13 protein-coding genes and 1 riboswitch are annotated in these 12,741 nt (G+C 62.0%); of the genes, 11 read left to right on the top strand and 2 right to left on the bottom strand.

Going from position 1 to position 12,741, the window contains the following annotated elements; translation table 11 throughout:
- Positions 1-92: 92 nt before the first annotated feature.
- From C0V76_RS00110 to C0V76_RS00095, 4 genes are all read left to right on the top strand, one after another.
- Positions 93-1,154, top strand: a complete 1,062-nt coding sequence (locus C0V76_RS00110; protein ID WP_216821606.1) for a glycoside hydrolase family 6 protein — start codon at positions 93-95, stop codon at positions 1,152-1,154.
- A 51-nt stretch (positions 1,155-1,205) separates the two neighbouring features.
- Positions 1,206-1,529 carry a hypothetical protein gene (locus C0V76_RS00105; RefSeq protein ID WP_101940339.1) on the top strand — a complete coding sequence of 108 codons (324 nt, stop codon included), beginning with the start codon at positions 1,206-1,208 and terminating at the stop codon, positions 1,527-1,529.
- Positions 1,530-1,673: 144 nt separating this feature from the next.
- A riboswitch (cobalamin riboswitch) is annotated at positions 1,674-1,832 on the top strand.
- 100 nt (positions 1,833-1,932) lie between these two features.
- Complete coding sequence (locus C0V76_RS00100; protein WP_101940338.1) at positions 1,933-4,761, top strand: ribonucleoside-diphosphate reductase subunit alpha; 2,829 nt, start codon at positions 1,933-1,935, stop codon at positions 4,759-4,761.
- Positions 4,758-5,897, top strand: coding sequence for a ribonucleotide-diphosphate reductase subunit beta (locus tag C0V76_RS00095; RefSeq protein WP_101940337.1), 1,140 nt, complete (start codon positions 4,758-4,760; stop codon positions 5,895-5,897). The genes C0V76_RS00100 and C0V76_RS00095 overlap by 4 nt, the downstream gene beginning before the upstream one ends.
- Before the next feature lie 111 nt (positions 5,898-6,008).
- On the opposite strand, the gene C0V76_RS00090 is transcribed toward C0V76_RS00095, so the two are convergent.
- Positions 6,009-6,344, bottom strand: coding sequence for a hypothetical protein (locus C0V76_RS00090; protein ID WP_101940336.1), 336 nt, complete (start codon positions 6,342-6,344; stop codon positions 6,009-6,011).
- Positions 6,345-6,608: 264 nt separating this feature from the next.
- Here C0V76_RS00090 and C0V76_RS00085 point away from each other — a divergent pair, with 264 nt between their 5' ends.
- The 7 genes from C0V76_RS00085 to C0V76_RS00055 all read left to right on the top strand — a co-directional run bounded on the left by C0V76_RS00085 (position 6,609) and on the right by C0V76_RS00055 (position 10,933).
- Positions 6,609-7,199: a TetR/AcrR family transcriptional regulator gene (locus tag C0V76_RS00085; RefSeq protein WP_101940335.1), complete on the top strand. Its 591-nt coding sequence runs from the start codon at positions 6,609-6,611 to the stop codon at positions 7,197-7,199.
- A gap of 96 nt (positions 7,200-7,295) precedes the next feature.
- Complete coding sequence (locus C0V76_RS00080; RefSeq protein WP_101940334.1) at positions 7,296-8,324, top strand: NADP-dependent oxidoreductase; 1,029 nt, start codon at positions 7,296-7,298, stop codon at positions 8,322-8,324.
- A gap of 29 nt (positions 8,325-8,353) precedes the next feature.
- Positions 8,354-9,034, top strand: a complete 681-nt coding sequence (locus tag C0V76_RS00075; protein WP_101940333.1) for a type 1 glutamine amidotransferase domain-containing protein — start codon at positions 8,354-8,356, stop codon at positions 9,032-9,034.
- Positions 9,035-9,082: 48 nt separating this feature from the next.
- Positions 9,083-9,721 (top strand): NAD(P)H-dependent oxidoreductase, encoded by a 639-nt coding sequence (locus C0V76_RS00070; protein WP_101940332.1) that lies wholly within the window; start codon positions 9,083-9,085, stop codon positions 9,719-9,721.
- A 76-nt stretch (positions 9,722-9,797) separates the two neighbouring features.
- A complete protein-coding gene (locus C0V76_RS00065; RefSeq protein WP_158239093.1) occupies positions 9,798-10,097 on the top strand; it encodes a putative quinol monooxygenase in 300 nt (99 codons plus the stop codon).
- 16 nt (positions 10,098-10,113) lie between these two features.
- Positions 10,114-10,473: a DUF1304 domain-containing protein gene (locus tag C0V76_RS00060; RefSeq protein WP_101940330.1), complete on the top strand. Its 360-nt coding sequence runs from the start codon at positions 10,114-10,116 to the stop codon at positions 10,471-10,473.
- Positions 10,474-10,549: 76 nt separating this feature from the next.
- The gene (locus tag C0V76_RS00055; protein ID WP_101940329.1) at positions 10,550-10,933 is read left to right on the top strand and encodes a VOC family protein; all 384 of its coding nucleotides are present in this window, start codon (positions 10,550-10,552) and stop codon (positions 10,931-10,933) included.
- A gap of 324 nt (positions 10,934-11,257) precedes the next feature.
- On the opposite strand, the gene C0V76_RS00050 is transcribed toward C0V76_RS00055, so the two are convergent.
- Positions 11,258-12,622 carry a HAMP domain-containing sensor histidine kinase gene (locus C0V76_RS00050; protein ID WP_101940328.1) on the bottom strand — a complete coding sequence of 455 codons (1,365 nt, stop codon included), beginning with the start codon at positions 12,620-12,622 and terminating at the stop codon, positions 11,258-11,260.
- Positions 12,623-12,741 lie beyond the last annotated feature (119 nt).

Genomic DNA, 12,741 nt, shown 5'->3' with positions numbered 1-12,741 from the left:
GCGCAGTGCCACTGGTCGAGTTTCCGTGAATTAAGTCACGGATTCTGCTTAGGATTCCACGCACATAACAAGCAGTTTCGGGGAGTGAAGCAATGCGTCAGGTCTTTCTGGTCGGAGCGGTGGCCGCTCTCATGCTGGCCGCGTGTGGCGGCGGCGGTGGAAGTGCGGGTAGCAGTGGAGGCGCCTCCGCGTCGTCGGTTTCGGTTCAGGCGAGCAGCACAGCGGCCAGCAGCATCGCCAGTTCCAGCACGGCGAGCAGTGCCAGCGGAGGTTTGGGCCTCAGCAATGGCTTCAGCGCCTTCTACTCCGACCCGAATTCGCAGGTGCGCAACTGGGTAGCCGCCAATCCCGCTGACTCACGCACCGCCACCATCAACAGCGCGATCGCCCAGCAGGCCTTCGGCAAGTGGTTCGGCGAATGGAGTGGCGATATCGCCACTGCCGTGAGTGGCTATGCCAGCGCGGCGCAGAGCGCCGGCAAGATCCCGCTGCTGATTGCCTACAACATTCCCAGCCGTGATTGCGGCTCTTACAGCGCCGGCGGCTCCAGCGGTGGTGACGCCTACAAGACCTGGATCAGCGCATTTGCTGGTGGCATCGGCAGCAAGCCGGCGATCGTGATCCTTGAGCCGGACGCGCTGATGCAGCTCGACTGCCTGCCCTCGGATGCCGACCGCACGGCGCGCCTGGCACTGCTCAATTACGCCGTCGACCAGTTTGCCGCCAAGGCTCCGAATGCCTGGGTCTATATCGATGCAGGCCATTCGAACTGGAAGAGTGCGGCTGATACTGCTACCCGCTTGATCAATGCCGGTGTGGCGCGGGTGCGTGGTTTTGCCCTGAACGTGTCCAACTACCGGGCCGATACCGAACTGCAGACCCACGGCGCGGCCGTGATCGCGCAGCTTCAGCTCCAGGGCAGTGCCGCCAAGCCTTATGTGATCGACTCTTCGCGCAACGGCAATGGCCCGAACGGCAGCGAATGGTGCGACCCGGCTGGCCGCAAGGTCGGTGCCACCAGCAAGGTACTGAGTCTTGGTAGCGGCATGGAGATGGCGCTGTGGCTCAAGGCCCCGGGCGAAGCCGATGGCTGTGCAGCCGGCGCCGGCCAGTTCTCGCCGGACCTGGCCTATCGCCTCGCCACGGGCGGCTGAGCCCCTTAGCCCGGCGCTTGCCGGGCTTTTTACGCCTGGAAGATGCTCCGCATGAAACGCCTCCTGCCTCTCATCCTGCTGCTGCTCAGCGCGTGCAGCGAACCCCTGCCTGCCGACAAGGAGATCTATGCCGGCGACTGGGAGGGTCCTGGCATGCTGCTGTCGATCAGCAGTGACGGCCGCCTGTATTACCAGCGCGCCCAGGGTAGCAACAGTACCTCGCTGGATGTGCCGATCCAGCGTTTCGAGGGCGACAACATCGTTGCCGGGTTGGGGCCGGCCTCGGCCACCTTCGTTGTCAGCCAGCGTCCGCACCCGGAGCAGGGTGAGTGGGTGATGGTGGTGGATGGCGTGCGTCTGGTGCGCCAGGAGTAAGCGCGCCGGGTGGCACAAAACCAGTGCAAGTGGCCCTGCAGCAAGCCCGCAAGCGGTTTTCTGGATTTCACTACATCTAGTCGGGTTATTTGTATCTGCTACTAGGTATAGTTGTCATCGGCTTGACTCCGACTAAATACAGCCCCTACACTCCGTCCCGACGGTGTCGGGAAGCCAGCTCGCTGGCGCTGCCCCCGCAACTGTGACCGGCGAGTGCCGGCATGCCACTGGGATGATCCGGGAAGGCTGCCGACAGGCTTTGACCCGGCAGCCAGGAGACCGGCCGTCACACAGATAAAACATCAACTGGAGCGGGGTGTCTCCGGGGCCGATGCGACGCTGCCTGCAGGCCTGCGTTCACCGCCCCCCGGCATGCCGTTCCCCATCAAGAGAGAGAGCCGGCATGCAACATTCCGCCATCGCGGTCGAGGCCGCCCGCAGCAGCGCGCCCAGCAGCATTTCCAGCAGCGAATCCGACTTTGCCGCCAGCCAGGCAGGTCTCGAGCTGATCCGCCGCAATGGCGCTGTGGTGCCCTTCCAGGCTGAGAAAATCAGCGTGGCGCTGTCCAAGGCTTTCATCGCGGTCGAGGGTGGGCAAGGCGCCGCTTCGGCGCGCATCCGCGAGCTGGTGAATCAGCTTACGGCGACTGTGGTCGGTGCGCTGACCCGCCGCCTGCCTGGCGGCGGCACGGTGCATATCGAAGATGTGCAGGATCAGGTCGAACTGGCCCTGATGCGCGCCGGCCAGCACGATGTGGCCCGGGCCTATGTGCTCTACCGTGAGAAGCGCTCTTCCGAACGCGCCGCCCAGCAGGCTGCCGTGCCCGCTGCCGCGCCGGCCCGCCTGCATGTGCTGGATGGCGACGAGCGTCGTCCGCTGGATGAAGTTGCCCTGCTTGGCCAGATTCGTGAAGCCTGCGTTGGCTTGGGGGATGTGTCCGCCGAAACCGTGCTCGAACACGCCCTGCACAATCTCTACGACGGCGTACCGGTGGCTTCCGTGCGTCAGTCTCTGGTGCTCGCGGCGCGCACCCTGATCGAACGTGATCCGGATTATTCCAAGCTGGCTGCCCGCCTGCTGCTGCGCAGCGTGAGCATCGAAGTGCTGGGTGAGGAGCTGGGCCAGGTCGCCATGGCTGCGCGCCTGCCGGAAGCTTTCCCAGGCCTGATCCGCGAAGGCGTCAAGGCAGGCCTGCTCGATGCGCGTCTGGCTGAATACGACCTGCCGCGCCTGGCTGCCGCCCTGAAGGCCGACAACGATCTGCGCTTTGACTACCTCGGCCTGCAAACGCTCTACGACCGCTACTTCCTGCACATCGAAGAGCGCCGCATCGAGCTGCCGCAGAGTTTCTTCATGCGCGTGGCGATGGGACTGGCACTGAATGAGATCGACCGCGAAGCGCGCGCCATCGAGTTCTACCAGCTGCTTGCCAGCTTCGATTTCATGAGCAGCACGCCGACCCTGTTCAACAGTGGCACCTGCCACTCGCAGCTCTCCTCCTGCTATCTGACCACGGTAGCTGACGATCTGGACGGCATCTATCAGGCGGTGAAGGAAAATGCCCTGCTTCAGAAGTATGCCGGTGGCCTGGGTAACGACTGGACCCCGGTGCGTTCGCTGGGCAGCCGCATCAAAGGCACCAACGGCAAGAGCCAGGGCGTGATCCCCTTCCTCAAGGTGGTCAATGACACGGCGCTGGCCGTGAATCAGGGCGGCAAGCGCAAGGGCGCGGTGTGTGCCTATCTGGAGACCTGGCACCTCGACATCGAGGAGTTCCTGGAGCTGCGCAAGAACACTGGCGATGAGCGCCGCCGCACGCACGACATGAACACCGCCAACTGGATTCCGGATCTCTTCATGCAGCGCGTGATCGCCGGTGAAGACTGGACCCTGTTCTCGCCTTCCGATGTGCCCGACCTGCACGAGAAATTCGGCAGCGCCTTCCGCACTGCCTACGAGGCCTACGAAGAGAAGGCCGCACGTGGCGAGCTCAAGCTGCACAAGAAGCTGCCCGCCGTGCAACTGTGGCGCAAGATGCTGACCATGCTGTTCGAGACCGGCCATCCCTGGATCACCTTCAAGGATCCGTGCAACCTGCGCTCGCCGCAGCAGCATGCCGGTGTGGTCCACAGCTCCAACCTGTGCACCGAGATCACCCTCAACACCTCCGACACCGAGACCGCCGTGTGCAACCTCGGCTCGGTGAACCTGCCGGCCCACCTGGTGCAGATCGAGGGTGAGTGGCAGCTTGATCAGGCCAAGCTCGCCCGCACCGTCAGCACCGCCATGCGCATGCTCGACAACGTGGTTGACATCAATTTCTACGCCACCCCCAAGGCGCGCACTTCCAACCTGCGCCACCGCCCGGTGGGCCTCGGTGTGATGGGCTATGCCGACTGCCTGCACCGCATGGGCCTGCCTTTCGCCTCGAATGAAGCCGTCGAATTTGCCGATCGCTCCATGGAAGCCGTCTGCTATCAGGCCTACTGGGCCTCCAGCGAGCTGGCCCGCGAGCGTGGTGTGTACTCCAGCTACCGTGGCAGCCTGTGGGATCGTGGCATCCTGCCGCACGAGTCGATTGCCCTGCTCGAAGAAGGTCGCGGCGAAGCGGTGGAAGTAGATCGCAGCGCGCGCCTCGATTGGGATGCCCTGCGCAGCCAGATCGGCCGCTACGGCATGCGCAACTCCAACTGCGTTGCCATCGCACCTACCGCCACCATTTCCAACATCATCGGTGTCTCCGCCTGCATCGAGCCGGATTATCAGAACCTCTACGTGAAATCCAACCTCTCCGGTGAATTCACGGTGGTGGGCGAACACCTGGTACGCGATCTGAAAGCCCTCGGCCTGTGGGATGAAGTGATGATCGCTGACTTGAAGTATTTCGATGGCTCGCTGGCCCGCATCGACCGTATCCCGGCCGAGCTCAAGGCCCGTTACGCCACTGCTTTCGAGGTGGACGCGGTGTGGCTGATCGAAGCCGCCGCGCGCCGCCAGAAGTGGATCGATCAGGCCCAGTCGCTGAACCTGTACCTGGCTGCGCCCTCGGGCCGCAAGCTCGACGAGATCTACAAGCTGGCCTGGAAGCGTGGCCTGAAGACCACCTACTACCTTCGCACCCTCGGTGCCACCGCCATGGAGAAAACCTCCGCCCCGGTCGAGCAGATCAATGTGCCCGCCGAGCCCAAGTTCTGCTCCATCGACAACCCCGAATGCGAGGCCTGCCAATGAGCTCCCTGAATTTCGAAGACTGGGGCAGCCCCGCGCCCGCCCTCCAGCCCGTGGCGACCGGCTCCGCACCGGCGCCGCAGGCGGCTGCGCCGGTGCCGCGTGGTGTCACCGGCAACATGCCGCACCCTGCGCTGGCTGCCGTCCGCGCGCAGGACAAACGCATCGTCAACGGTCAGGGCGATATCAACCAGCTCGCCCCGTTCAAGTATCCGTGGGCCTGGGATTTCTTCCTCAACGCCAACAAGAACCACTGGACCCCGCTCGAAATCTCGATGGCGCAGGACGTGCATGATTACCAGCATAAACTCACGCCGGCGGAGCGCCATGTGTTCGAAAACGTGCTGGCCTACCTCACCACCTCGGACATCCTCGCCATGCGCAACATCGGCCTGGCGGTGATGGAAAAGATGAGCGCGCCCGAACTGCAGATCTACCAGGCGCGTCAGGTGTACGAAGAAGCGCTGCACACCTGGACCTACCAACACTGCATCGAAACCCTGGGCATCGATCAGCAGGAGATCTACAACCGCTACCGTGTGGTGCCCGAGATCAACGCCAAGATCTCGCTGGCCAACCGTCGCCTCGAGCGTGTCATGCGTTCCGACTTCGACCTCGCCGATCGCGACAACCTGCACGAGTTCGCGCTCTCCTACATGTTCTTCGCCGGCATCTTCGAAGGCTGCTGGTTCTACAACGGCTTCACGCCGATCTTCGCCCTGCAGCGCCGTGGCCTCATGAAGGGCGCCGCCGAGCAGCTGCAATACATCATGCGCGATGAAGTCCTGCACTGCGCCTTCGGCATCCGCGTGGTGCGCGAGCTGCTCAAGGAAGAGAACCTCACACTCGATCCGCGCGCTGTGCAGGAGTTGTGGGAAGAAGCCGAAGCCGCTGAGTCAGGCTATGCCGGCTACATCCTGCGCGAGCCCATCCTCGGTTACTCGGCCGATCTGCACCGTGCCCAGTTCCGCTTCATCGCCAACCGCCGCGCGCGTCAGATCGGCCTGGCCGAACCCTTCCCGGGCGCCGAGAACGTGCTGCCCTGGCTGGACGAGCAAGCCAACCTGCGCAAGGAGAAGAACTTCTTCGAGACCCGCGTCACCGAGTACCAGACCGGCGGGGCATTGAGCTGGGATTGAGGTGTGTTGGAGTATGAAATGAAAAGGCCTCGCAGTACGCGAGGCCTTTTTCTTGGAGTCTTTCCAGAGTGAAGCGGCAAGCCTGTATTGCTTCGTGACCCTACCTCAAATTCACCGGCGCTGCGCCTCATGATCAGGCACCTCGCGGATCATCTCGCCTTCGATCACCATGCCATCGGAGTTCTCAGCTGGGCTGCGTGGTGCAAAGGGCTCCTGCTGCACGGGGGGCTGGGCTCGCAAGGCACGGCGCAGGGCGCGAGTCTTCCACCAGAAATAGCCCAGAAACACTGCGCCCCCGACCAGCACTACGCCCAGCGCCACCACCGAGAACATCACCATGGCCACGATCGCCACCAGCGTGAACAGCCCCGCCACGATCCGGGTAAAGGGGCCGGCTGGGGTGCGTGGGCGCGAAGAGGGGATACGGATGAAAACGGGTGAAGGCATGACAGGTGATCCTTGTAGCCAGCGAGCCGGCTGGGTGCGGGGAAGATGGAGGTTCAGAGCGAGGATCCGGCAAAAGATTCCCCGGCCGGGCGTGTGTCCGTTTTCCTGATATGGGGGAGAAGGGCCAGGTTTCAATGCCGATCTTGCCGAGGAGGGCGCGCGCAGCGACTGACGCCGATGCATGGCCAGGCCTGGGAGCGAGTCGTTCTGGGCACACAAAAATTAACTAGACGACCGGTCTATTTTTGCTTTAGGATCCAGGCCATGAACTCCGAACGCCCCGATACCCGTCAGCACATCCTTGCCTGTGGCCAGCAACTCATTGCGGCCAAGGGGTTCGTGGGGGTCGGGCTGGCCGAGATTCTGACGACCGCAAAAGTGCCCAAGGGCTCCTTCTATCACTACTTCGCGTCGAAGGAAGCCTTCGGCGTGGCCTTGCTGGAGAGCTACGAGGCCAGCTACCTGAATCGTCTGGCGGCGCTCAACGCGCGGCCCGGGCTCGATGGCGCACAGCGGCTGCTGACTTATTTCGAGCGCTGGGCCGAAACCCAGCGCGGCGATGATGCGGCCGAGTACTGCCTGATCGTGAAGCTCAGTGCCGAGGTGGCTGATCTTTCCGAAGCGATGCGGGCTCGCATGCTGGCGGCCACCGATGCTGTGCTGCGCGAGCTGGCCGGGCATGTCTCTGCTGGCCAGGCAGATGGCTCGATCGGCAATCCGCAGGATGCCGCGGCGCTGGCGCAATGGCTGTATGAAGCCTGGCTCGGCGCATCCTTGCTGGCCAAGCTGCGGCGGGACGACAGCGCCTTTGCCGGCGCCATGGAAAAAACCCGCGAGCTGCTGCAACTGAACTGAAACAACACGACGCACGCGGTGGGGCAAAGGCCTCGCCGCTTTTTTTGATCCCGAACTAGACGATCGGTCTAGTGCGAAATGCCCGAGGACTCTCCCATGAGCGCATCTGCCTCTCTCAACCGCCGCATCGTGCTGGCTTCCCGCCCTGTCGGCGAGCCCACGGCCGCCAATTTCCGCCTCGAAACCACACCCGTACCGCAGCCCGCCCAGGGCCAGGTACTGCTGCGTGCGCTCTACCTTTCGCTGGATCCTTATATGCGTGGCCGTATGAGCGCCGCCAAGTCCTACGCCAAGCCGGTGGAACTCGGCGATGTGATGGTGGGCGGCACGGTAAGCTGCGTCGAAAACTCGCTGCATCCGGATTTCAAGGCCGGTGACCTGGTGCTGGCCTATACCGGCTGGCAGGACTACTTCCTCTCCGACGGCAGTGGTCTGCACAAGCTCGGTGATCTCGCCCAGCCTTCCCTTGCGCTGGGCGTGCTGGGCATGCCCGGCTTCACGGCCTATATGGGCCTGCTTGATATCGGCCAGCCCAAGGCCGGCGAAACCGTAGTGGTCGCGGCCGCCAGTGGAGCGGTGGGCGCGGTGGTAGGGCAGATCGCCAAAATCCTCGGTTGCCGTGTGGTGGGTATTGCGGGTGGGGCGGAGAAATGTGCCTATGTGACGCAGGAACTCGGCTTTGATGCCTGTATCGATCACCTTGCGGACGACATGGCTGCACAGCTTGCCGCTGCCTGCCCGGCCGGGATCGACGTGTATTTCGAGAACGTCGGTGGCAAGGTCTTCGATGCCGTGCTGCCCCTGCTCAACACCAAGGCCCGCGTGCCCGTGTGCGGCCTGATCGCCAGCTACAACGCCACCGGCCTGCCGGAGGGGCCGGATCGCCTGCCGCTGCTGGCCAGCACCATTCTCAAGCAGCGCATCCGCATGCAGGGCTTCATCATTTTTGATGACTACGGCCATCGCTATCCGGAGTTCCTGCAGCAGATGGGCGAATGGTTTGCGGCCGGCCGGATCAAGTTCCGCGAAGACGTTGTGCATGGCCTTGAAGCCGCCCCCGAAGCACTCATCGGCCTGCTCAAGGGCCGCAACTTTGGCAAGCTGATCGTCAAGCTGGCCGACTGAACACCTCAGCCCCTACACGGAGCAAAACCATGAAAAACGTCCTCATCGTTCTCACCTCGCATGACCAGCTTGGCAACACCGGCCTCAAGACTGGTTTCTGGCTCGAAGAATTTGCCGCCCCCTACTATGTGTTCAAGGATGCCGGACTCAACATCACCCTCGCTTCACCCAAGGGCGGCCAACCGCCGCTGGACCCCAAGAGCGACGAGCCAGACTTCCAGACCGAAGCCACCCATCGCTTCCGCGCCGATGCAGCGGCTGTGGCTCATCTCGCCAGCACCCTGCGTCTTGCCGATGTCCGGCTCGCCGATTTCGACGCCGTGTTTTACCCCGGCGGTCATGGCCCGCTTTGGGATCTGGCTGAAGACCCGCACTCCATCACTCTGATCGAAGCCGCCGTTGCCGCTGGAAAACCGCTGGGCACTGTGTGCCACGCCCCGGGTGTGCTGCGCCATACAAAAAATGCCGATGGCACGCCGCTGGTGCAGGGCCGCCACGTCACGGGGTTCACCAACACTGAAGAAGAGGCCGTGCAGCTCACGAAGGTGGTGCCCTTCCTCGTTGAAGACATGCTCCAGGCCAATGGCGGCCACTACAGCAAGGGGCCGGATTGGGCCCCGTACGCCGTGGTCGATGGCACACTGATCACTGGGCAGAATCCGGCCTCCTCCGAACTGGTCGCCCAGAAAATCCTTTTGGCATTATCCTGAAACCCTCCGGTTTCATCCCCACTCCTGAAACATCGAAAGTGAGTCCCCATGTCTGATCTGCTGAAAAAGCTCCAATGGCGCTACGCCACCAAGAAGTTCAACCCGGCGAAGCAGGTGCCGCAAGAGAAGATCGAGCGCATCCTCGAAGCCATTCGCCTCACCGCCACCTCCAGCGGCCTGCAGCCCTATGAAGTGATCGTCGTCAGCAATCCCGAGTTGCGTGCCCAGATCCAGCCGCATGCCTGGAACCAGGCCCAGATCACCGAAGCCTCGCACCTGCTGGTCTTTGCTGCATGGGATAACTACACCAGTGATCGCATCAACATGATGTTCGACCTCGTGAACGACGAGCGCGGCTTCAAGAACGAAGGCTGGGAAAACTATCGCCAGCAAGTGCTTGGCAGCTATGTGCCGCGCGATGCCGAGGTCAACTATCAGCACGCAGCCCGTCAGGCCTACATCGGCCTCGGCACTGCGCTGATCGCCGCCGCTGAAGAAGGCGTGGACAGCACCCCGATGGAAGGCTTCGATCCGGTCAAGGTCGATGAAATCCTCGGCCTCAAGGCACGCGGCCTGCGTTCCGTCATCATCCTGCCGCTCGGCTACCGTGCCGACGAGGGCGACTGGCTGCAAAACCTGAAGAAGGTGCGCCGCAGCCGCGACAAGTTCATCATCGAGCTCAAGTAAGCCATTGGCCGGGGAGCGCAGCATGCGCTGCCGCTCCCTGCGCCGCTTACCCTTATTCAGGATTCAAGGAAAACCCATGAGCATTTACGTATTTGCCAGCGTCACCCCAAAAGCCGAGCATCTTGAAGCCGCCGAAATCATCCTGCGCGCCGCCGTGAGCGAATCCCGCAAGGAAGCCGGTTGCCTACGCTACGACCTTTTCAAGACCGTGCAAGGCGAGACCTCTTTCCAGTTCTTAGAGGCCTATACCGATCAGGCTGCCCTGATTGCCCACGCCCAGTCTGCTCACTTCCTCACCCTCAAAGAACAGATTACCCCGCTGCTCGCACAGCCGCTCACGATCAGCATCACCAGTGCCGTGGATGTAGCCGCCTGATCCGGCCCAAGCCTCCATGCAGACCGCCGCCAGCCTCGCCACCCTCCTTATCGCCCTGCTGCAAAGCTGGATCCTGATCCTGGAAATGTTTCTCTGGACCCACCCGCTTGGCAAGAAAACCTTCCGCCTGAGTGACGAGTTCGCGCAGGCCTCCCGTGTGCTGGCAGCGAATCAGGGGCTCTACAACGGCTTCCTTGCCGCCGGCCTGTTCTGGAGCCTGTGGCTGGGGCCGGAGGGCGTGGCGGTGCGCCTGTTCTTTCTTGGCTGTGTGCTGGTGGCCGGCATTTTCGGCGCCGCCACGGTCGGCAAGAAGATCCTCTTCGTGCAAGGCATTCCCGCCGCGTTGGCCATGGGGCTGGTGTGGCTGGCGGCCTGAGCTGCAGGCAGCGCTTTAGCCCTGAGCAGAGTGCAGGCCTCAAAGCCATTCCCCAACCCAATCTAACGAGCCCGACATGATTGATCATCTTGACCACCTCGTTCTCACAAGCACCAATCTGGAAGCCACCATTCGCTTCTACACCGGGCTGCTGGGCATGCGTCACGAGCAGTTCGGCAACGGGCGGCATGCGCTGAAATTCGGCAACCAAAAAATCAATCTGCATGTGCGTGGCAGCGAGTTCGAGCCCAAGGCACATCTGCCTGTGCCGGGCGCGCTCGATCTGTGTTTCATCGCCGCCATCCCGTTGGATGAAGTGATCGCCCGTATTACCCAGGCTGGCGGAACGATCATTGAAGGTCCGGTGCAGCGCACGGGGGCCACCCACAAGCTTCGCTCGATCTACCTGCGGGACCCGGATCTGAATCTGATCGAGATCTCCGAACAAGTCCCGGAATAGCCCGGAGTCCGATCAGATCAGAAACGGGGGTTCTTCCCCATGTTTTCAAGCACTTGAAAGCACGCGGCGCGTATGCACTCAGAGAAAGCCGGTGCCCGAACATGGGCCGGCAATCGTCTTCAGATCGCTTGCGACGATATGAAAATGCGTACCCTGGACTTCTCCCCGCGCAGGATTCTGATCGACTGCAGCGAATCCCTGCTGCTGATCAGGGGCGAAGCGGCGTAAACCTAGCCGTTTGAAGCATCTCAACCCCTCCGGAGATACCGGCTGGGGTTGGGATATCGGAAAGCGCTGCACCCCGTCAGGGGTGCTGGTTCAAGGTTACGTCTGGCTGGATGAGAGAGTGCAGATGCCACACAGTGTGAACGTCGATCCGCGACCGGGCTCCGAGCGCACATCAATATCACAGCCCAGATAGGTCGCCTGCGCCCTGGAGATGGCCAGGCCCAGACCATGGCTCTCGCTGGCGACCCGGTCATCGAAAGTGCGGTAGGCATCAAACAGCAACGGGAGCTGATAGGCCGCGATGCCGCGCCCACTGTCGCGCACCTCGATGCATAACTGCTGACCTTCAGGGTAAGCCGTACGCAAGCGGGTGCCGATATACACGCGGCTTCCCTGAGCGTGTTTGATGGCATTACTGATGAAATTAATGACGATGGATTCGAGCATGCGCTGGTCAGCCCAAGCCTGGCGCCGATGTCCCAGGGCAAAGCGCAATTGCACCCCGCGCTCCTGTGCCAGGCTGGCAAGCAGTTCGCGCGCATGAGCAAACAGGTCATCTAGTTCCACTGACGCCAGACTCACCGGCACTGCGCCTGATTCGAGCTTGGAAAGCTCCAGCAAGTGACTGATCTGTCCATGAACAGCGCTGACCGCCGATTCGATCTTGTCGGCCGTCTGCGTGACCACTTCCGATGCACTACCTGGCGGTGCGTGATGACGCAGAAAGCTCGCGTAATGCGCGATGGCACGAATAGGCTGCTTCAGATCATGGCTGACTCCGGCGAGAAACAAGCCTTTGGTGAGCAAGGCTTTTTCAGCTTCGCCCTTGCGTAACGCCAGGTCGTCAATCAGGTTCTGGTTCTCATACCGCAGGCGTACTGCTTCACGCAGCATCTGATTGGCCTGGCGTGCATAGTTGAACACCACAACCAGAAACAAAACATTGATACCCGCCACAACCAGATGATCAGTGCCTCCGCTTAGCATCAGCCGCAGCAGGTAAGGCACATAGGCCGGCAACACCAGCATGAAAAATCCCGGCAGGTAGACCGACAAAGGCACCACCGCACCCACCACGATCACGGTCATGTAAGTGCTCAGGATAACCAGATTCATCGCGTGTGAAGCATCGAAGTACATCCAGGCGAACGCTCCTGAAACAGCACCGATCGGGATGCTCAGAATTGCTTGTCCGAGCAAGGTGGTTTTCGATACATCTGTATGGGGCTGGCGGCGCTTCATATGGCGCAGGAAAAGCTCGCGCGCCAGCACGGAAGCCACGGCAAACAATAGCCAGGCAGCGATAGCGACGTTTGAAACCTTGTCATGCAGCTGCCAGGCATTGAGCGCCAATATCAGCGCTGTCCCGAGAATCGGAAAACTCAGGTCAAAGAGCACATGCCGGGCCAGCGCACGGGCCTCGAATAACTCGAAACTCTGGTTCGGGGTAGACACCTTCACGTACGACCTCCTGCATGCAGTTCATCCGTAGATGCGCGCACGGCCTGAAATTGCGCACCGAATGCATACCGACGGACTGAGTCAGGATTGTGTCGATACAATGCATACGCTCAGATCAT

Origin of the sequence: Uliginosibacterium sp. TH139, assembly GCF_002855595.1 — a bacterium.
Taxonomy (GTDB): domain Bacteria; phylum Pseudomonadota; class Gammaproteobacteria; order Burkholderiales; family Rhodocyclaceae; genus Uliginosibacterium; species Uliginosibacterium aquaticum.
Note: the sequence above shows the minus strand (reverse complement) of the source record. Positions and strands in the feature narration are given on the sequence as shown.

What these genes read in the sequence shown, in the direction of transcription:
- C0V76_RS00110 (WP_216821606.1), top strand. Translation starts at nt 93, where the DNA reads ATGCGTCAGGTCTTTCTGGTCGGAGCGGTGGCCGCTCTCATGCTGGCC.
- C0V76_RS00105 (WP_101940339.1), top strand. Translation starts at nt 1,206, where the DNA reads ATGAAACGCCTCCTGCCTCTCATCCTGCTGCTGCTCAGCGCGTGCAGC.
- C0V76_RS00100 (WP_101940338.1), top strand. Translation starts at nt 1,933, where the DNA reads ATGCAACATTCCGCCATCGCGGTCGAGGCCGCCCGCAGCAGCGCGCCC.
- C0V76_RS00095 (WP_101940337.1), top strand. Translation starts at nt 4,758, where the DNA reads ATGAGCTCCCTGAATTTCGAAGACTGGGGCAGCCCCGCGCCCGCCCTC.
- C0V76_RS00090 (WP_101940336.1), bottom strand. Translation starts at nt 6,344, where the DNA reads ATGCCTTCACCCGTTTTCATCCGTATCCCCTCTTCGCGCCCACGCACC.
- C0V76_RS00085 (WP_101940335.1), top strand. Translation starts at nt 6,609, where the DNA reads ATGAACTCCGAACGCCCCGATACCCGTCAGCACATCCTTGCCTGTGGC.
- C0V76_RS00080 (WP_101940334.1), top strand. Translation starts at nt 7,296, where the DNA reads ATGAGCGCATCTGCCTCTCTCAACCGCCGCATCGTGCTGGCTTCCCGC.
- C0V76_RS00075 (WP_101940333.1), top strand. Translation starts at nt 8,354, where the DNA reads ATGAAAAACGTCCTCATCGTTCTCACCTCGCATGACCAGCTTGGCAAC.
- C0V76_RS00070 (WP_101940332.1), top strand. Translation starts at nt 9,083, where the DNA reads ATGTCTGATCTGCTGAAAAAGCTCCAATGGCGCTACGCCACCAAGAAG.
- C0V76_RS00065 (WP_158239093.1), top strand. Translation starts at nt 9,798, where the DNA reads ATGAGCATTTACGTATTTGCCAGCGTCACCCCAAAAGCCGAGCATCTT.
- C0V76_RS00060 (WP_101940330.1), top strand. Translation starts at nt 10,114, where the DNA reads ATGCAGACCGCCGCCAGCCTCGCCACCCTCCTTATCGCCCTGCTGCAA.
- C0V76_RS00055 (WP_101940329.1), top strand. Translation starts at nt 10,550, where the DNA reads ATGATTGATCATCTTGACCACCTCGTTCTCACAAGCACCAATCTGGAA.